Below are 18,917 nucleotides of genomic sequence, written 5' to 3'. Positions count from 1 at the left end.
ATAAAAGTTAAAATCTTTATAATATCTACAATCCCAAAATTTATAAATTAGATATTACGAATAAAATAAAGTATTTAAGGTGATTTGCATAGACGGTAATTTTAATCGCGCACGATTTTAACTAGACACCTTTTCGGCATATTTTAATTTAATAGTTATCAATAAACATAAAAAGATCATCATTGCCGAAGTCCATAAGCAAGCAACAAAACCAGCTTTCAAGAAAACTAACCCAGACAGTAAGGTACCAGCTAACCGTCCAGCCGCATTAGACATATAATAAAAACCAACATCAAGACTCACATTTTTTTGTGCCGAATAAGACAGTATCAAATAGGAATGAATCGCAGAGTTTACGGCAAATACCAAAGCAAACCCCAGCAAGCCTAATATAATATTGTAAGTAATATCTAAAGATAAGTAATTTGCGACAATCATGACCAAAAGGACCAATAATAACCCTGCTACCGCAATAATTGCATTGCGCGCAGTTGGGGCATGTGTGGGTGACTGAAACCCTAATAGTTTTGGCGTGATTGATTGAACGATACCATATAAAATAATCCAGCCAGCCATTAAAGTACCGACTTGTGCATGTTGCCAGTTTAACTGAGTTTGTAAAAATACTGGCAGAGCAATCACAAACCAGACATCACGTGCACCAAACAAGAAAAACCGCGCAGCTGATAAATAGTTAACTAGCGGGCTTTTAGAAAAAAGTTGTTTAAACTTTACCTTTACTCGACCAGCATTCAACTCGCCAGGCATTGTCAGCCAGCAAGCAATAGCAACGGTGCTTAATCCAACCATCAAAGTTAACAGTGAATTTTCATAACCTTGCCATTGCAATAAGAATCCACCCAGAAAAAAGCCAACCCCTTTTAAAGTATTTTTAGACCCGGTTAATAAGGCAACCCATTTAAACAAAGTACCTTCGGCTTCTTGTGGTAGCAATAATTTCAGCGAACTTTTAGCGCTCATTTTATTGAGATCTTTAGCAATGCCAGAGATGGCTTGAGCAAACATGACATATGCGACACTCAAATAGCTTTCAAAACTTAACAAATAAAGTGCACTTACTTGTAAAATTAATCCCGCAAATAATGTTTTATTCAGGCCAAAACGGGCAGCTAACCAACCACCTAACAAATTGGTGACAACACCAAATAATTCATAAAATAGAAATAGAAACGCAATCGACAATGCATCAAAACCTAACTGATGAAAATAGAGCACAACCAGCATCCGAAGCGCACCATCAGTCAAAGTAAATGCCCAATAAGCCACAGTGACCGTAATATAACTCTTTAGTGCTGACATTGGTTTAACCTAACCACTCAAGTAAGTCGAATATTCAAACTAAGTTCCTCTGATGCAGCAACTCAGGTTGATTCTATAATAATATTTATTTTTTATATTGGTATTAATTAATAGGCTTATTAATTAATGGATTTACTCATCAATAATGTTTTGCAATCATCAGCGCAATGTCTTTCATTCGTTCGACATAATTGATTTCATTGTCATACCAAGCAATGACTTTAACCATATTTTGATTGGTGACTTGTGTTGACAAGGCATCAATCACTGCCGATCTTTTATCATCTTTATAATCAACCGATACTAATGGCCGAGTTTCAAAACCTAAAATACCTTTTAACTGATTTTCCGAAGCGTATTTAAAAGCAGCATTAACCGTTTGTACATCGACTTTTTTATGGGTATTTACCACCAAATCAACGATTGAAGCATTAACGGTTGGAACACGCACAGCAAGTCCATTTAATTTTCCTTCCAATTCAGGAAATATTTTCATTATTGCGGTAGTTGAACCCGATGTTGTTGGAATTAACGATTCAGCACAAGAGCGCGCACGACGTAAATCTTTATGCGCTTTATCAATAATTCGTTGCGTGTTGGTAATATCATGAATAGTTGTCATTGCCCCTTGTTCAATACCAAAATTATCCAGCAATACTTTAATGACCGGCGCTAAACAGTTTGTCGTACATGATGCAGCGGTCACTAAATGATGCTGCTCAGGTTGATATAAATGATGATTAACGCCGTAAGCAATATTCAGTGTTGCATCATCTTTAACCGGACAAGCCACCAGAATTTTTTTTACACCTTGAGCAAAAACTTCGTCAAATAAAGCCGTCTGACGATAACATCCACTAGCCTCAATTAACAAATCAACATCTTTCCATTGAGTAGCCGATAGCTGCCGTTCTTGAGTAAACTTAATAGCATGATGATTAACAATAATTTTTCCATCTACCGCAGAAATGTCGTCTGGATAAAATTTACCATGTACTGAATCAAATGCTAATAAGTGAGCACTGCATTCGCAGGTTCCTTCAGGCTCATTAATATGAATAATTTCAAACTCAGGCTGGTTCCATATTGTCCGAAAAAACAATCGCCCCATTCGGCCGAACCCGTTAATCGCCACTTTTAAAGTCATTGCAGGAATCTCGTTAACTTGCTTAAAAATATGTTAGTCAGCGTTGCGTTTTAGCAGATATTATCTGGCATGAATAATTACTGTCATTCATTAAAAAATGATGACAATTAAAACATTAATCAAAGCCATACCAGGTTTTCAGTTTATCAATCAGTTGATCTAACCCAATTTTGTGGGTCGCAGAGAATATTTGGCAGGTAATTTCAGGTGAAAGTCGCGCCAAATGCTTGTTTACGGCTAGCATTGAGGCCTTACGCGCACCCGATTTTAACTTGTCCGCTTTACTTAATACCACATGAATAGGAATATTAGCCGCAACCGCCCACTGGATAATTTGTTTATCGGTTTCTTTCAATGGATGTCTGATATCCATAAAAATTACCAAGGCTTGCAAACAACGGCGTTTTTGCAGGTAATGGCTCAAGGTTGTCTGCCATTGCTCTTTCACACTTTTGGCGACTTTGGCAAATCCATACCCAGGTAAATCGGTCAGTCGGCTCCCATCATTCAGGCAAAAGAGATTAATTAGCTGAGTTCGCCCTGGTGTTTTACTGGTTTTGGCCAAACTTTTTTGTTCGGTAATAGCATTAAGTGCGGTCGATTTGCCGGCATTAGAACGCCCAGCCAGTGCAACCTCAATGCCTTCATCAGGCGGTAGCTGGTCAACTTGGGCAGCCCCCATTAAATAGCGGGCAACCCGAAACGGGTTATTATTCGTATTCATCATGAGCTGTGGCTTTTTGATCCGCGTTTGCCTATAATTCACGCATTCTCGATTTGATAGCCTGTAAGTATATGTTTTGCGGCCATTAACCTGCAAGACTTACACTAAATAAATTGGTCAACGGTGTTATCGGTCAAACTCCTTTTAACCGTATTGAATAAAGGTAATAAAATGATTAAAACTATTGGTTGTTTGCTGGCAATCTTGTTTGCTGGCAGTATTTCGGCAGGAGATGCCGCTAAGGGGCAAGCAAAAACAGCAATGTGCGCCGGTTGTCACGCTGCTGATGGTAACAGTCCACTTCCAGCTAATCCCAAGCTGGCCGGTCAAAATGAAAAATACTTGATCAAACAACTACATGACTTTAAATCAGGCGAGCGTCCCAGCGCCACCATGCAGCCAATGGCACAAACTTTAAGCGATGAAGACATCCAAGACGTTGCCGCATTTTATGCCAGCCAAAAGATTCAACATGCAGCAGTACCCGAAGAGTATATTGAGTTAGGCGAGCAACTTTACCGTGGTGGAGATTCTAATCGTGATATTCCTGCGTGTATGGCATGTCACGGCGCTAATGGAAACGGTATGTCTGCTGCCGGCTTCCCCAGTGTAGGTGGACAGCATCCAGAATATGTTAAAGCTCAATTAATTGCTTTCAGAAGTGGTGCGCGAGCCAATGATAAAAATGCCGTAATGCGTGATGTTGTCGCCAAAATGAGCGATAAACAAATTGAAGCTCTGGCATATTATATGGTTGGCTTGCACTAATAGAGTTGACCAAATTAATCAAACTCAGTTAATAGAAAGGTGGTTTTTTAACCACCTTTTTTATATCCAGCCCATCTGATAACGCACAAATAGCCTGTAAAACCAACTGGATTTTAAGTTCATTTTATCTGTTCTTATCAGAGTAATAATTCAAATATTGAATATTCCCCCTGCCTAGTCTGATTAACATATCAGCGCTATTTCATGTTTACATTGAGATCATTGGGTTTAACATTAACTCTTTCAAAAATTTATAAAATTTGAATCAATTTTGTTCCAGGACTTGAAATTGGGTTAAACGAGACATATCAAATTTAACACCGTATAATGAAAAACAGCCCATCCATCAAAACAACAAAACGCTGATTAATGAATTTTATTAAACGCAATTTTGCCCACTATTCAATTGTTTTTATATCGTTGCTGACTTTGTCTAAAGTCAATGCAACACAAACAATATTAGCCGCAGAGTCGCAAACCACCAATATCAATCAGGTCAGCATACAATCCGAATTTCAGCAAGGTATGGACTATTGGGTCATTAATTCAACCATTGAAGACAACATTAATGATCTCAACAAATTAAAGGTCATTGCTGATATCGAATTATTTTACTGGTTTGGCTGTGAACCTTGTAAAAAGGTTGAGCAAGTACTTACCAACTATAAACAACAAAATCCTGATTTAATTATTCGCTACACACCACTGGTTGCCCACTCCGACTGGCGTCAACAAGCCTATATTCAACCATTGCTTGAACAACTAGTTGAATTGGAAAATTTACCAGACAGACAAAAAATCTATGAGTCGTGTCTGATTGAAGATTGTGCAACATTAGCCAGTTTCGATTTAATTAATCAATGGTTATTAAAATACCTTCAATTAGAACAACTTCCACCCATAGACACCGCGAAAATCTGGCAAGCAGAAAAAGAATATCGAAAACGTGCAGATTCATTTTCTATTTCTCAAGTTCCGACTATTATTATTAGAGAAAATTATGCTGTCGATGCAAACTCTGCTAAAAGTTTGCATCGCTTAATGGCCATAGTTGATTTTTTGCTTCAAGAAACACGGTAATTTACACCTAGGATATCATGATTAAAATTAGTCAAAATCCTTCATCAACACCTTTTAGTCAAGCCTCCTCTTACCAAACCCGCAATCGGCTAAAATTACTCAGTTATAATATTCAAGTTGGTATTGGCAGTCATAGCTACCGAGATTACGTCATGCAAAGCTGGCGACATATTCTTCCTGATTCAAAACGTCAAGCGCATTTAACAGAAGTCGCAGAATGGTTAAAAGATTTTGATATTGTCGCATTACAAGAAGTAGACGCTGGCAGTCTACGAACCCAATTTATAAACCAGGTAGCCTATTTGGCACAAAAAGGTGGATTCCCGCATTGGCACCACCAGCAAAACCGGCATTTAGGTAAATTTGCAGCTCATTCAAATGGATTATTAACTAAACACCCGGTCGATTGCATTATTCACCATAAACTTCCCGGACGAATTGCCGGGCGAGGCGCAATTCAGGCAAACTTTGGCAAAGGCGATCACCAGCTACTGGTAATATCCCTTCACTTGGCGTTGAGTGGACAAGCCCGACGCAAACAACTGGCTTATATAGGACACCTGCTTAAAAATCATCCTTATTATGTCATTATGGGCGATCTGAACTGCGACCTGACTCAAGCCGCGGAAGAGTTTGCCAAGTGGGGTTTAGATATTCAGGCTGGCTGTAGACAACCGACTTTTCCTCGCTGGAATCCCAAGTACCATTACGATCAAATTTGGGTCAGCAACAACCTTAAAATTATCAATTGCCAAGTAATGGAGTTAGGTGTTTCAGACCATCTGCCAATAATGATGGAAATTGAAATTCCTGATAAACTGCAAAATATTAAAACAACCACACAATATGTTTTAAATTAACTATGATCACTAGGGTATTACACGGTTTACTTACGACATACCCTAAACTAAACACCGGTAAATTTGCGGAAAATCAAATCTATTTTATTAACTATTTAAATTAATATTTAGGCAATATTGCAGTATATTTAGCTAAGACCTGTAGTTAGGATCTGCTCACACAATGGAACCAAGACGATTTCAATATGACTGACATACCAATTCAAGAACTTGTCGAACAACAAGCAGAGTTGAAACGTTGTGTTTCACGGCTAAGCTTTGTAGGCATGGGTATCTCTCAAGATCTTGATGAGTCACTGAAAGATTTGCGTGAATTGATTAAGTCAGAGGCATCTGTTGAAGAGGTTAAACAACAAGTCGAAGTAATTAGTAAGTTATTACTTACTCTTGAAGATGAAAAAGAAAAGCTCGATCAAAAAGTTGAAGTGCTGGAACAAGAAACTAACTTTTTTCATTTATTTAAAAACAGCCCTCTTCCTAATGAATTAAAACTAGCTTTAAAAAAAGCTGAAAAAAGTTCATCCAGTTCGCAGGCGATTAAAATATCTAAATCAATTGTTGATGTCATACTGGACTATGTCTCAAAAATAAACGATACAGCCCCCCCGGCCAAACAAGGAGGGTTATTTAGTAATCTGTTTAATCGTTTATCTAAAAAAGATTTTAAAGATGACTCGGCATCAGTTAGCGATACCCTCACCTCAAATGTCCCCGAAGAATTAAGATCCTCGTTACAACACTTAATTGAGCAATTATCTGCAATCGATCATTATCGAGAAATTGCTACAAAATTGAACGAGAAAGTCTCTTTACTCAACTCGATTATGGAACTGGCGGATATTTTAGAATTGATAACCGGAGCCTTTGTCAATATAGCCAGCCATGAACATGAGCAACTTGAGCGCTTTTTAAAATCACTCGACAAACGAATTGAGCGGGTTAATACTTTTATCAGCAATACCTCACACTACAGTCAAGTCATCGCCAAAAACAGCGAGCAGCTCGACCAAGACATTCAAGGAAGTGTTCTCGATATCAAAACGGGTGTCGAAACGGCAACCTCTTTACCAGAAGTCAAAGAACAGTTGTATCGAAAAATGGATATGATTGTGTCAAAAGTGAATCAATTTTGCATTGAACAAGAATCTGAGCGAGAAATTCTACATAAGAGTATCGAAAGTCTGCAAGAGCAGTTACGCGCAACAGAAGATGAATCATCACGCTTAAAAGAAGAGTTTGCTGCACAGCGAATGCGAGCCCAAACAGATCCATTAACTCATCTGCCTAACCGCTATTCTTATAATGAAAGACTGACACAAGAATATAACCGCTGGCGTCGTTATCGCAGTCCCTTAAGTCTGGTCATTTGTGATATCGATCATTTTAAGCAGGTTAACGATCAATATGGACATGAAGCCGGTGATGAAGTTTTAAAAAAGGTTGCTCATTTTTTACAGGTCAGCCTGCGGGAGTCAGATTTTGTAGCACGTTTTGGTGGCGAAGAATTTATCATCTTATTACCAGAAACCCCCTTAATAGATGCAACCAAAGCTATGAACAAACTTCGTCAAGGCATTAAAGACTTGATTATTCCATTTGAGAATTATTCCATTTCGGTAGCAGTTTCTATCGGCATTTCTGAGTTTGAAAACAGTGATACTGCAAAAGCGGTATTTTCGCGTGCCGATCAGGCATTGTATCGCGCGAAAGAAAAAGGTCGAGACCAGGTATGCTGTCAACGTGCACAACGAAATCATTAACAGGGTATAACATTTTGCTATCTAGCAAACAAAAAACTTTTTCCCATTACAGCAAAGCTTTTCGATTTTACTAAAAATAATGCGCCTGAATCCTGATCAATTTACCCGCTGGGAGCCCTTCGTTGAGTTAAAACAGCAACTCCACCAAATTGCCAACCAGCAACTGAACTTAGCACCACAAGCTCGCGATACATTAGAAACAGCTGTATTTAATTTTATTTTTACCCAAAATTTCGATGCCATTGAAGGTGGCTACTATATTCAACAAGATGACAGCCTGGTTTGTGACAGTTATCAAAACTTATTGATTGCTGAGTTCTTTCTATTAGCCGATCGCGTATTTTTTAATGGTCAGTTTTTATTTATTGCACATAAAATTATTAATAACATACTGACACACCAATTCGATCATGAAAGAATGCAATGTCATACTCAGTCTTGCTACCCGTTAAACCAAATTCCTTTTCAATTCACGCCCGATGAACTATTAACAATATTGTCTGATGAAGAAAGTCGATTACTTTTTTCACTATTAGATCTAAATTTAGATCAAGCTAAAGCGCAGTCAACGCATCCAATATTAATATGCTACAAAAAAGATCTAAAAACTGCAGCAAACGCCATCACCATGCAAATTAAACAGGCACAAATTCTCGAAAACCTGTTGGCAACCCGATTAAGCCAACAACAAATTTCGCTATATCAGCTAAATAAAATTGAATGTAAAATGGCGTCTCACAGTAAAGATTCATTATCACTTATAGCCAGTACTCAATTACTTTCAGCATTAACGCAATTAATTTTATGGCATAGTAATCAACAATATATTTTGTTAGCAGAACAACTGAGTAAAACCTTATTAGAGCATATCAAGCAGCAAGAAACACAATCAAATCAATCCCTTGCAATTTTTATAATTTATACTTTATTAACCTACCAACAAATTAATTTTAATTTGCCACAGCTTGAGCAGATTGCCAGTGTATTTTCAGCACTTATCAGCAATCATCCAACAGTTTTAAGTTCTGCTTCAAAACAACCGACACTACAACAGCAAATTTCTCAAATCATACAGATTCTTGATTATTTTAACTTGCGGGTCTCTTCAGAAAAAAAACAATTACAACAACTCAACTTTACTGACAACACACTGAACATTGAATGTATTAGCCAATCACCACAAGATTTAATTCAACAGCAAAATTATCTTGCCAAATACAATCAGCATTTAAGGTTATTTATTCAGCAGACAATTTAATATCTGGCCATTCACTGCGCAGCATTGCCATTACAACATCATCTGTCCACTCACCTTTATGCCAACAACTTTGTCGGTGATGGCCTTCATGTCGAAAACCGACTTTTTGAAACAAGTTGAGAGATCGTACATTACGCGGGTCAATACATACGTGAATACGGTGCATTGCCAATTGTTCAAACAAGTAAGCTAATAATCCCAAAATTGCTTCTTTGGCCAAACCTTTACGTTGATAGTCAACATTCAGCGCAACGCCTAGTTCAGCCTGCTGGCCACTGTGTGGTTCGATACAAAAAGCAACATCACCAATAATTTTATTTTTAATCTCACCTTCCCGCCCCTCAAGTACAACCTGATACCAGTGTCCCGCTAAAGCAGGTTCGCGTTGCCACATTTGCTCAGCATAGGCCGCAACCTCAGCAATTGATTCGGGTGTCCAACCTTGAAATAACGATACATCGGGTTGATTGCGATAAATAAAAACAGTTTCCGCATCTTTAACTTCTAAAGGTCTTAGCTGAATTCGAGCCGTGGCTATCAGTGCAGGGTGTGATTTAACGCCCACTTTATTTTCAGCAACTTGTAATGGATTGTTTTTCTGATTACTCATTTTGAATATTCCTTATTAAGTATTTCTTGTATGAAGACTTTGACTAACACCCATAAACCTTTTTTCACTCTATGACTGTATTATAAGAAGCGCAAAGAATACTTGTCCCGCCACCGTGAAAACAGTAAGCTGGGTTTGGTTAACTGGTCATGCATTGAATCATTTTAAGCCATATTGCCAACTCAATCCCATATTTTAGTGACAAAAGGAAGCCAGATGAATCGATTTATTAAGAAAACAACAAAGATTGCGGGTATTTTTTTAATCTCGGCATTGTCGATAACCCAACTTCTTGACGCCAATGAACTTGATGCAGGCAAACTCAAGCAACAAGTCAAAGAAATTGAACCCAAAGTCATCAAGTGGCGTCGCCATATTCATCAAAACCCAGAGCTATCTAATCGTGAATTCAAGACTGCAGCCTTAGTTGCCAAGCATTTAAAATCGCTTGGCTTAACCGTACAAACAGATATTGCTCATACAGGGGTTGTGGGAATATTACAGGGGGCACTTCCTGGAAAAGTGGTTGCACTGCGCGCCGACATGGATGCCTTACCCGTTACCGAAAGAACCCAGCTTCCATTTGCATCAACCCAAACTACTGAATACGGAGGCCAGACCGTGGGAGTCATGCACGCCTGTGGACACGACACGCATGTGGCAATACTCATGGGTGTTGCAGAAATACTCAGCCAGCGAAAATCCGAAATTAAAGGCACCATTAAATTTATTTTTCAACCTGCCGAAGAAGGTGTTCCAGAAGGCGAAGAAGGCGGCGCCGAGCTAATGGTCAAACAAGGCGTACTAGAATCGCCCAAAGTTGATGCAATTTTTGGACTGCACATTTCATCACAAACACCTGTCGGCATGATTGCTTATCGCCCAGGCGGAATTATGGCGAGTGTTGATGACTTTAGAATTCGCGTTAAAGGAAAGCAAACTCATGGCTCAGCACCTTGGTCAGGTACCGATCCCATCGTTATTTCCAGTCAAATCATCAATGCGCTGCAAACAATTGTGTCACGTCAACTAAAGCTGACCGAAAATGCGGCGGTCGTGACTGTAGGTAGCATTCATGGCGGTGTACGCTCAAATATCATTCCCGAACAGGTCGAAATGACCGGTACTATCCGAGCCCTAAATCAACCAATGCGCGAACAAATTCACCAAAAAATACAGCAAATCGCCACAGGTATAGCCGAAAGTATGGGTGCAACTGTCGACATAGCCTTACCCATGTCTTCCAGTTATCCGGTCACTTATAATAATCCCGAACTGGTTGAGATGATGTTACCATCGTTAAACAGAACCCTGGGTGAACAGAACATACTACTCATTGATCCAATCACCGGTGCAGAAGACTTTTCGTTTTTCGCACAAAAAGTCCCCGGATTTTACTTTTTCCTTGGTGGACGTCCAACCGATATCTACGCAGATAAAGTAACCACACACCATACACCTGATTTTTATATCGATGAATCAGCTTTACAGCATGGTGTGTTAACACTTTCAAATATGGCACTTGATTACTTGAATAATTAGCCATTAGCGACCATCATTAAGGGGTATGAATAATAATCCCCCTGACAAACAATCGACCGATTCGCCAGCCGAAAACTTCTGGCGATCTTCCGGTGAATTTTACTCTGATCCTCAAGTCAGTAATCACTTGCTGGCGCTACAAGATCAACAAAGTAAAAATATCAATCAATTGCTATTTGCACTGTGGGTTAGCAGCTACTACAACATAGAGTTAGATAACAGTTTTACTCAAAAATCGACAGTAGACGAAGAGCGAGCAAAGTCATGGGCAGATAATATACGCAATCTGCGCTTTGATATTGGATTAGACTCCCATGCAGATGGCTCAGAGGAATATTCACAACTTAAAGATATTATTTTAAAAACAGAACTTAAAATTGAACAAATACACCAGCAACGACTCGTCACAGGCTTGTTAAACTGGATAGAAGAAAACAACAAAGCTTGTCCATCCTCACGAGATAAAAATGAATTGGTTCAATATAATCTCGGTGCACTATGCGGTGCCCCTGCCGATCCATTAGATTTTGAACTGTTGACCGAACTATGGCTACACTATTGGCAAAATCGCCAAAATCAGTAAATCCCTAAGCTTAATATCATTCATGGTTCGGTCTTTATATACCAGCACAATAGCTATGCCAGTCATTAACACCTGATAGGTGATGCCAGCTATGTAAACTAAACCAACTAAGTCACCACAAAATCTCTACGTCATATTTTTAATAATCTAATTCAGTAAAATTTAATATCGCTGTTGACTCTAAAGTGTACTTTAGGGTTTATACTGAGTTCCATGAAAAAACAACTATTTCGAATTGGCGAAATCGCCAAACAGACCAATACCAGTGTTGAGACATTACGATATTATGAGTCTCAAGGATTATTAATCGCCAGTGAACGCACATCGGCAGGTTATCGGCTGTATAGCGAACAGGATTTACATCGTTTAAACTTTGTATTACAAGCCAAGAAAGTTGGTTTTTCATTAAAGGAAATCAGTCACTTGCTAGGCTTACAGCTGCATAAGGATGAGCATACCTGTGAAGAAGTAAAAACCTATACTGGTCATAAAATTAGTGAAATTGAAGCAAAAATTCAGGATCTCGAAAAAATAAAGCAAGCATTGCAAAACATTTACAGCGCTTGCTGTGGTGGAAACGAAAGCGCCGTTAATTGCTCTATTTTACATTTTTTTGAAGATCCGAATAACTTTAAACAACATTAGGTCAAATTATGTTTGAGCACATTGTTAATTTTATTGGAAACTTTATTGGACTATTTACCGAATCATCGCTTTGGTTACTGCTGGGATTATTTATAGCTGGTTTAATGAAGTGGATGGTGCCACTGGAATTGCTAAAGCGGCATATGGGTAAAAACGACTTGCTGTCGGTGATTAAAGCTGCTTTTATTGGTGCGCCTTTACCCCTTTGTTCCTGTGGCGTCATTCCGGCAGCAATTGGCCTGCGCCGAGCAGGCGCTTCAAAACCCGCCAGCATTTCCTTTTTAGTGGCAACACCGGAAACCGGCGTTGATTCTATCTCTGTGTCCTATGCACTATTAGGTCCATTTATGGCGATTATCAGACCTGTTGCGGCAATTTTTAGTGCTATTTATGCTGGCATTCTCGTCATGTTTGTCAGCGAGAAAGCGCCTAACCAAGATGAACAAAATAATGAACAAAACATGGTACACGCCGATCCAGAAAAGTCTTCAAGTCACTCATGCTGCGCTTCGAAAAAGACTGAAAATCAAAAAAAGCCAGAATCAATTACCTTATTAACTCGTTTGAAAAATCTGTACCAATTTTCAACCGGAAAACTACTCGACGATATCATCAAGTGGCTAATGATTGGCCTGCTGCTGGCTGCGGCCATAAAAACCTGGGTACCTACTGACTTTTTAACGCAATGGGGAGATGGTTTTCTGGCCATGTTAGTCATGGCACTCATAGGGATCCCCATGTATATTTGTGCGACAGCATCAACGCCCATTGCCGCCGGATTTCTGGCTTTGGGTGTCTCTCCAGGCGCGGTTTTAGTGTTTATGCTTGCGGGTCCAGCGACAAACTTGTCGACAATGGGCATGATACGCCAGGAAATGGGGAATAAAGTTCTACTTATTTACTTATTCAGCATATTTAGTGCAAGTATTAGTATTGGCTATTTCACCAACTGGGCAGTTGCCAGTTTTGGGTTCGAAATTAACAAAGTGGCTTCTCATATTCACGAAATGAATGAGTCACCTGTATATATTATCAGCGCAATCATACTGGCATTGCTCATCCTGAAAAATTTGATCTTGCAAGTTAAGCGATCTTTCCATAAGAGAAACCCACAGGTTTCGACAAAAAGCGCCTAAAAGTGTCAAACTTCGAAAAACTGGCAATAATCTAAAAAACTCATTTAAAATAATGAATTTTCAATAGAAATAATTTTTTTATTGATATTTATTGCTAGTTCTTCGAATTTAGCGTATTTTACCTCCATTAAACTTTCAAATTAGCCATTAAATGGAACACTTATGAGTGTTTTAATTGTTAACGGTCCCAACCTAAATTTGCTTGGGACCCGAGAACCAGACATTTACGGTGCGGCAACGCTGGCGCAAATTGAAGCGAAATGCCTGCAAATATTCTCAAATGCGGGAATAGATGCCAGTTTCATGCAGTCGAATGCAGAACATGAGATCGTAGACTGTATTCAGCAAGCAATGACCAATAAAGTTGAGTACATTATTATCAATCCCGCCGCCTTTACTCATACCAGTGTCGCTATTCGTGATGCCTTGTTAGCCGTAAATATTCCATTTATTGAAATTCACCTGTCAAATCCGCACAGTCGAGAAGCATTTAGACGTCACTCTTATTTAACCGATGTGGCAAAAGGCGTGATTGCCGGATTTGGTGAACAAAGTTATTACTTGGCCTGTCAGGCGGTGATTAACCAGCTAAAACCCTAAAGAATTACGCAAATTAATCCTAATTTTAGTCTTTTATTTATTTTCAAGGTGTTGTCATTATGGATATTCGAAAAGTAAAAAAATTAATCGAATTATTAGAAGAATCGGGCGTTGCAGAAATTGAAATTAAAGAAGGTGAAGAGTCTGTTCGCATTAGTCGAGCAACGGCACCCATTTCAGCTGCACCAGTCCAATATACTACTGCGCCAGCCATGCCAGCAGCGCAAGCCGCAGCGCCTGTTGCCGCAGCAGAACCAGCAAGCGCAGCAGCCGAAGAAGTTTCAGGTCACCAAGTCAAGTCACCGATGGTCGGCACATTTTATCGCGCCCCTTCTCCAGGATCTAAATCATTTGTTGAAGTTGGCGATCAGGTTAAACCAGGCGATACCCTGTGCATCATTGAAGCAATGAAAATGATGAATCAAATTGAAGCGGATGCCGCAGGAGTGGTTAAAGCCATTTTGATTGAAGATGGCGAGCCCGTTGAATTTGATGAAGGATTATTCATCATCGAATAGTCGACTGATTATCCCCAATCAGGTTGGGAGATCACATTCACAAGTTGAATACATCTCCACATTTAATAAATCAGATAATCTGGAAGATAAGATGCTTGATAAAGTTGTTATTGCCAATCGTGGAGAAATTGCTCTGCGAATTCTGAGAGCATGTCGGGAACTCGGAATAAAAACAGTTGCTGTCCATTCGACAGTTGACGAAAACTTAATGCATGTAAAATTAGCCGATGAATCCGTGTGTATTGGTCCGGCATCGCCGCTAGAAAGTTATTTAAATATTCCCGCCATTATTGCCGCTGCCGAAGTTACTGATGCCGTCGCAATTCATCCGGGATACGGATTTTTAGCAGAAAATGCTGATTTTGCTGAGCAGGTTGAAAAAAGTGGATTTACCTTTATTGGCCCTAATGCTGACTCTATCCGCTTAATGGGTGATAAGGTTTCTGCCATTACTGCAATGAAAAAAGCCGGTGTTCCCTGTGTGCCTGGCTCTGATGGACCGCTGGGCGATGATCCAAAAGAAAATCTGGCCATCGCCAAGCGTATAGCTTACCCAGTCATTATTAAAGCCTCGGGCGGCGGCGGCGGACGTGGTATGCGGGTGGTTCACAAAGAAGAAGATTTAATTAAATCAATCGAAATGACCAAAGCCGAAGCCAAAGCAGCATTCAACAATGATATGGTGTATATGGAAAAGTTTTTACAAACACCACGCCACGTTGAAATACAAGTCATGGCTGATAATCATGGTAACGCCATTTATCTGGGTGAGCGCGATTGCTCAATGCAACGTCGCCATCAAAAAGTTGTTGAAGAAGCTCCTGCCCCAGGTATTACCGAAGAAAAACGCCGCTTTATTGGTGAGCGCTGTGTACAAGCCTGTAAAGAAATTGGCTATCGCGGTGCTGGAACCTTTGAATTTCTTTATGAAAAAGGCGAGTTTTATTTTATAGAAATGAATACTCGAGTACAGGTCGAACACCCTGTATCAGAAATGATTACTGGCGTTGATATTATTAAAGAACAACTTCGCGTTGCCGAAGGACAACCCTTGTCTTTCAAACAAGAAGATATTCACCTGCGCGGTCACTCAATTGAATGCCGAATTAATGCCGAAGATCCTCGAACTTTTATTCCTTCACCCGGTACTATCAATCGCTATCATGCACCCGGCGGTCCAGGTGTGCGTTGGGACTCACACATTTACTCAGGTTATCGAGTTCCACCAAACTACGACTCGATGATTGGAAAATTAATTACCTATGGCGAAACACGAGAAGTTGCGCTGGCACGAATGCAAATGGCGCTGGATGAAGTGATTATTGATGGTATTAAAACCAATATCGAATTACAGCGAAAAATAATGTCAGATGAAAACTTTTTAAAGGGTGGCACTAACATTCATTATTTAGAGCACAAACTGGAAAATGAGGCGAGTTAATCACTCACTCATTTTGACAACCTTTTATTTTGACAATTAAGTAAGTTGAAATCAGTTAGTCGATTATCGTTGACGACAATACAGAGTCGTCAAAAGTAGTCACTAAAACAAGTCACTAAAACCACGCATAAAAACGAATTGTCAAAAAAAGTATAAAGAACAGAAAATTTCTAAAAAAATGCCCGCATATCAGCGGGCAAATCAGGGGTTGAAAATCAAGTTGTCATCAAATTTGATTTGATAAGAATAATAGAGGATCAACCCTTTAGATTCTGAGACTAAATTAACATTCTATTGACATTGATTTTTATAACGCTTTTTAAAAATAAAAACAAGTTTATCAATTCAACTGATTTATTTTATTTTGCGATAGAAAACAGCTTAATTGCTTCATTATTTTGTCATTGAAAAACCGCTAAGTTTTCACTTTTACTTTTTTCTAGTTTTTCGATTTCTTTTTAATTCGATTCAACAAATGAAATGAATTTGTCTGACTTGCCTGAATTTGTTTGCCCGTTTCATCCACGATGACAACTTGAGCCGAATGTTGACCATAACGAACATTTTCAGCTTTAACTTGTAAGCTTCCCTTGTCACTTTTAATTAACTGACCATCGAGAAAAAAACGTAGCTGATGCTGTTGTTTTAACGCAGGCTGAATTGTTGCAACCAGTGTTACCGTTGCGGCATTATTACGAATCACCCCATCATTTTCAGGCTGGGTAAGCACCAGTTGCTGATAAGCATCCATCACTGGCGAGTTGCTATTGCTCGTTGGATTTTCTTGGGGTTTGTATTGCTCTAAAACCGAATAATCAGGCGTTTCCATTTTAATGGCAGGCACTTCTTTTACTTTATGCTCAGTTGCTCCCTTACGGGGTTCGTCTGTGTAGTGTACCTGTCCATATTTATCGACCCATCGATAAATTTTCTTTTCGTCTTCGGCTAAGGCAAGTTGGCTGATAATGATACCAGCTATCACGATACCCCAAATAACCAATACTCTTACAGTCGATAAACTGTCGGAACTAAAGAGATGCGGTTTCATAGTGCTCTCCCAATTGTTAACATAAATTTTTGTTACCGATATTAAAGCGGTATGCAGATAACCTACAAACGGCTCATTAAGATTAACCCAGTTGACTTCAAATGCCTATTAAGCTGTCTACATTTTCATAAAAACAGCTGAGTCTTCTATCCTTTAACCATTTTTTCAATCACCGACTTGCCTCGCTATTAGCAAATCCTGATTGGTGAATAATTCGAGTATGTCTTAATCATCAGACATATCAACCTTTCAACAGTTTCATGGAAAGTGTAAAACAAAAAAGCCCGACATCAAGCCGGGCTTTAGTTTTTACAAAATTTGTTAGTGCTTACAGGCTGTAATACATATCAAATTCAGCAGGATGCGTTGTCATGTTCAAGTAAGTTACATCTTCCTGCTTCAGTGCAATATAAGAGTCGATAAAGTCATCACTAAAAACATTACCTCGAGTTAAAAACTCACGGTCACGATCTAAAGCTTCTAGTGCCATTTCTAAGGAGCTGGCTACTTGTGGAATTTCAGCCGCTTCTTCAGGTGGTAAATCGTATAAATCTTTATCCATTGCATCACCAGGATGAATTTTGTTTTGAATACCATCAAGACCCGCCATTAACATCGCAGTAAATGCCAGATAAGGATTAGCAATTGGATCAGGGAAGCGGACTTCAATACGACGACCTTTTTCACTTGGTACATGCGGAATACGAATCGACGCACTACGATTTTTCGCGGAATACGCTAACATAACTGGCGCTTCAAATCCTGGGACCAAACGCTTATAAGAGTTGGTAGAAGGGTTTGTTAATGCGTTTAATGCACGCGCATGCTTTATAATTCCACCAATGTAATAAAGTGCTTCTTCTGATAAACCACCATATTTATTACCTGCGAACAGATTCACGCCATCTTTTGCCAATGATTGATGAACGTGCATACCGCTGCCGTTATCACCAACAACCGGCTTAGGCATAAAGGTTGCTGTTTTACCATAAGCGTGAGCAACATTATGCACAACATATTTTAAAATTTGCGTTTCGTCGGCTTTGGCCACTAAAGTATTAAACTTGGTCGCCAACTCATTTTGGTTAGCCGTAGCCACTTCGTGGTGGTGAGCTTCAGTTTTTACACCCAACTCTTCTAAAACCAAACACATTTGTGAACGAATATCTTGCGAAGAGTCTACTGGCGGTACAGGAAAATATCCGCCTTTTACGCGTGGTCTGTGAGCCATGTTACCATCATCATAGCGACGCTCTGAGTTCCAAGCAGCTTCGTTAGAATCAATTCGATATGAAGCGCCTTTCATATCAATGCTAAAACGCACATCGTCAAACAAGAAAAACTCTGGCTCAGGCCCAAAATACGCAGTATCGGCAATACCAGTCGATTTTAAATAAGCCTCAGCACGTTTTGCGATAGAACGTGGGTCACGATCATAACCTTGCATGGTAGAAGGTTCTAAAATGTCACAGCGCAGGTTAAGTGTGCTGTCTTCACAAAAAGGGTCAATTACCGCAGTATCAACATCAGGCATTAATACCATGTCAGACTCATTAATACTTTTCCAGCCAGAAATTGAAGAGCCGTCGAACATTTTACCTTCTTCTAAAAAGTCCTCATCGATGCAGTGAGCAGGCAATGTAACGTGCTGCTCCTTTCCTTTTGTATCAGTGAATCTCAGGTCGACAAAAGAAACTTCGTTTTCTTCTATCATTTTAAAGATATCTTTATTGCTCATTGTGTTTTCCTCAAACATTGTCTGGAATGGATAATTTTTTTTTAATTACTTCACTGGCAAAGGTAAAAGCAAAGTTGATGCCAGTTTTTATATTCAACAAAAAGCGAAATTAAGGCAATTATAGTTGGATAATCCCGAA

The 18,917-nt window shown here is 39.3% G+C and carries 18 protein-coding genes; 12 read left to right on the top strand and 6 right to left on the bottom strand.

Annotation, left to right across the window (positions count from 1 at the left end):
- Window positions 1-117: 117 nt before the first annotated feature.
- From arsJ to yihA, 3 genes are all read right to left on the bottom strand, one after another.
- Window positions 118-1,320 carry an organoarsenical effux MFS transporter ArsJ gene (gene arsJ, locus ABVT42_RS09690; protein WP_353874517.1) on the bottom strand — a complete coding sequence of 401 codons (1,203 nt, stop codon included), beginning with the start codon at window positions 1,318-1,320 and terminating at the stop codon, window positions 118-120.
- 139 nt (window positions 1,321-1,459) lie between these two features.
- Entirely contained in the window at window positions 1,460-2,467 is a 1,008-nt protein-coding gene (locus ABVT42_RS09685; RefSeq protein ID WP_353874518.1) for an ArsJ-associated glyceraldehyde-3-phosphate dehydrogenase, read from the bottom strand.
- 115 nt (window positions 2,468-2,582) lie between these two features.
- Window positions 2,583-3,194, bottom strand: coding sequence for a ribosome biogenesis GTP-binding protein YihA/YsxC (gene yihA, locus ABVT42_RS09680; RefSeq protein WP_353874519.1), 612 nt, complete (start codon window positions 3,192-3,194; stop codon window positions 2,583-2,585).
- Window positions 3,195-3,362: 168 nt separating this feature from the next.
- On the opposite strand from yihA, the gene ABVT42_RS09675 reads away from it, so the two are divergent.
- The 5 genes from ABVT42_RS09675 (at window position 3,363) to ABVT42_RS09655 (ending at window position 8,917) form a co-directional block, all read left to right on the top strand.
- A complete protein-coding gene (locus ABVT42_RS09675) occupies window positions 3,363-3,959 on the top strand; it encodes a c-type cytochrome (RefSeq protein ID WP_353874520.1) in 597 nt (198 codons plus the stop codon).
- A 369-nt stretch (window positions 3,960-4,328) separates the two neighbouring features.
- Window positions 4,329-5,039 (top strand): thioredoxin domain-containing protein, encoded by a 711-nt coding sequence (locus ABVT42_RS09670; protein ID WP_353874521.1) that lies wholly within the window; start codon window positions 4,329-4,331, stop codon window positions 5,037-5,039.
- A gap of 17 nt (window positions 5,040-5,056) precedes the next feature.
- Window positions 5,057-5,899, top strand: a complete 843-nt coding sequence (locus tag ABVT42_RS09665; protein ID WP_353874522.1) for an endonuclease/exonuclease/phosphatase family protein — start codon at window positions 5,057-5,059, stop codon at window positions 5,897-5,899.
- A gap of 185 nt (window positions 5,900-6,084) precedes the next feature.
- Entirely contained in the window at window positions 6,085-7,659 is a 1,575-nt protein-coding gene (locus ABVT42_RS09660) for a diguanylate cyclase (protein WP_353874523.1), read from the top strand.
- Window positions 7,660-7,738: 79 nt separating this feature from the next.
- The gene (locus ABVT42_RS09655; RefSeq protein ID WP_353874524.1) at window positions 7,739-8,917 is read left to right on the top strand and encodes a hypothetical protein; all 1,179 of its coding nucleotides are present in this window, start codon (window positions 7,739-7,741) and stop codon (window positions 8,915-8,917) included.
- Here ABVT42_RS09655 and ABVT42_RS09650 read toward each other — a convergent pair.
- A complete protein-coding gene (locus tag ABVT42_RS09650; protein ID WP_353874525.1) occupies window positions 8,898-9,527 on the bottom strand; it encodes a GNAT family N-acetyltransferase in 630 nt (209 codons plus the stop codon). The two genes, ABVT42_RS09655 and ABVT42_RS09650, sit on opposite strands and share 20 nt — an antisense overlap.
- A 216-nt stretch (window positions 9,528-9,743) precedes the next feature.
- Here ABVT42_RS09650 and ABVT42_RS09645 point away from each other — a divergent pair, with 216 nt between their 5' ends.
- The 7 genes from ABVT42_RS09645 to accC all read left to right on the top strand — a co-directional run bounded on the left by ABVT42_RS09645 (window position 9,744) and on the right by accC (window position 15,992).
- Window positions 9,744-11,069 (top strand): amidohydrolase, encoded by a 1,326-nt coding sequence (locus ABVT42_RS09645; protein ID WP_353874526.1) that lies wholly within the window; start codon window positions 9,744-9,746, stop codon window positions 11,067-11,069.
- 25 nt (window positions 11,070-11,094) lie between these two features.
- On the top strand, window positions 11,095-11,652 hold the full coding sequence (locus ABVT42_RS09640) for a DUF2390 domain-containing protein (protein WP_353874527.1): 558 nt from the start codon (window positions 11,095-11,097) through the stop codon (window positions 11,650-11,652).
- 213 nt (window positions 11,653-11,865) lie between these two features.
- The gene (gene zntR / locus ABVT42_RS09635; RefSeq protein ID WP_353874528.1) at window positions 11,866-12,297 is read left to right on the top strand and encodes a Zn(2+)-responsive transcriptional regulator; all 432 of its coding nucleotides are present in this window, start codon (window positions 11,866-11,868) and stop codon (window positions 12,295-12,297) included.
- 8 nt (window positions 12,298-12,305) lie between these two features.
- The gene (locus ABVT42_RS09630; protein ID WP_353874529.1) at window positions 12,306-13,433 is read left to right on the top strand and encodes an SO_0444 family Cu/Zn efflux transporter; all 1,128 of its coding nucleotides are present in this window, start codon (window positions 12,306-12,308) and stop codon (window positions 13,431-13,433) included.
- A gap of 162 nt (window positions 13,434-13,595) precedes the next feature.
- On the top strand, window positions 13,596-14,033 hold the full coding sequence (gene aroQ, locus ABVT42_RS09625) for a type II 3-dehydroquinate dehydratase (RefSeq protein WP_353874530.1): 438 nt from the start codon (window positions 13,596-13,598) through the stop codon (window positions 14,031-14,033).
- A 59-nt stretch (window positions 14,034-14,092) separates the two neighbouring features.
- Entirely contained in the window at window positions 14,093-14,551 is a 459-nt protein-coding gene (accB, locus tag ABVT42_RS09620) for an acetyl-CoA carboxylase biotin carboxyl carrier protein (protein ID WP_353874531.1), read from the top strand.
- Window positions 14,552-14,642: 91 nt separating this feature from the next.
- A complete protein-coding gene (gene accC / locus ABVT42_RS09615) occupies window positions 14,643-15,992 on the top strand; it encodes an acetyl-CoA carboxylase biotin carboxylase subunit (RefSeq protein ID WP_353895598.1) in 1,350 nt (449 codons plus the stop codon).
- Between the two features lie 439 nt (window positions 15,993-16,431).
- Here accC and ABVT42_RS09610 read toward each other — a convergent pair whose 3' ends face one another.
- A complete protein-coding gene (locus ABVT42_RS09610; protein WP_353874532.1) occupies window positions 16,432-17,040 on the bottom strand; it encodes a DUF4124 domain-containing protein in 609 nt (202 codons plus the stop codon).
- A gap of 328 nt (window positions 17,041-17,368) precedes the next feature.
- Window positions 17,369-18,778: a glutamate--ammonia ligase gene (glnA, locus tag ABVT42_RS09605; protein WP_353874533.1), complete on the bottom strand. Its 1,410-nt coding sequence runs from the start codon at window positions 18,776-18,778 to the stop codon at window positions 17,369-17,371.
- Between the last annotated feature and the right edge of the window lie 139 nt (window positions 18,779-18,917).

It is taken from the genome of Aliikangiella maris (assembly GCF_040719265.1).
In the GTDB taxonomy this organism is placed as follows: domain Bacteria; phylum Pseudomonadota; class Gammaproteobacteria; order Enterobacterales; family Kangiellaceae; genus Aliikangiella; species Aliikangiella maris.
The sequence above is the reverse complement of the archived record's forward strand: the minus strand, read 5'-3'. Positions and strand labels throughout refer to the sequence as shown.

Coding starts and splice junctions, on each gene's coding strand:
- accC (WP_353895598.1), top strand. CDS start 14,643: ATGCTTGATAAAGTTGTTATTGCCAATCGTGGAGAAATTGCTCTGCGA.
- ABVT42_RS09655 (WP_353874524.1), top strand. CDS start 7,739: ATGCGCCTGAATCCTGATCAATTTACCCGCTGGGAGCCCTTCGTTGAG.
- ABVT42_RS09645 (WP_353874526.1), top strand. CDS start 9,744: ATGAATCGATTTATTAAGAAAACAACAAAGATTGCGGGTATTTTTTTA.
- zntR (WP_353874528.1), top strand. CDS start 11,866: ATGAAAAAACAACTATTTCGAATTGGCGAAATCGCCAAACAGACCAAT.
- ABVT42_RS09660 (WP_353874523.1), top strand. CDS start 6,085: ATGACTGACATACCAATTCAAGAACTTGTCGAACAACAAGCAGAGTTG.
- ABVT42_RS09685 (WP_353874518.1), bottom strand. CDS start 2,467: ATGACTTTAAAAGTGGCGATTAACGGGTTCGGCCGAATGGGGCGATTG.
- glnA (WP_353874533.1), bottom strand. CDS start 18,778: ATGAGCAATAAAGATATCTTTAAAATGATAGAAGAAAACGAAGTTTCT.
- yihA (WP_353874519.1), bottom strand. CDS start 3,194: ATGATGAATACGAATAATAACCCGTTTCGGGTTGCCCGCTATTTAATG.
- ABVT42_RS09675 (WP_353874520.1), top strand. CDS start 3,363: ATGATTAAAACTATTGGTTGTTTGCTGGCAATCTTGTTTGCTGGCAGT.
- ABVT42_RS09650 (WP_353874525.1), bottom strand. CDS start 9,527: ATGAGTAATCAGAAAAACAATCCATTACAAGTTGCTGAAAATAAAGTG.
- ABVT42_RS09665 (WP_353874522.1), top strand. CDS start 5,057: ATGATTAAAATTAGTCAAAATCCTTCATCAACACCTTTTAGTCAAGCC.
- accB (WP_353874531.1), top strand. CDS start 14,093: ATGGATATTCGAAAAGTAAAAAAATTAATCGAATTATTAGAAGAATCG.
- ABVT42_RS09630 (WP_353874529.1), top strand. CDS start 12,306: ATGTTTGAGCACATTGTTAATTTTATTGGAAACTTTATTGGACTATTT.
- ABVT42_RS09640 (WP_353874527.1), top strand. CDS start 11,095: ATGAATAATAATCCCCCTGACAAACAATCGACCGATTCGCCAGCCGAA.
- ABVT42_RS09610 (WP_353874532.1), bottom strand. CDS start 17,040: ATGAAACCGCATCTCTTTAGTTCCGACAGTTTATCGACTGTAAGAGTA.
- aroQ (WP_353874530.1), top strand. CDS start 13,596: ATGAGTGTTTTAATTGTTAACGGTCCCAACCTAAATTTGCTTGGGACC.
- arsJ (WP_353874517.1), bottom strand. CDS start 1,320: ATGTCAGCACTAAAGAGTTATATTACGGTCACTGTGGCTTATTGGGCA.
- ABVT42_RS09670 (WP_353874521.1), top strand. CDS start 4,329: ATGAATTTTATTAAACGCAATTTTGCCCACTATTCAATTGTTTTTATA.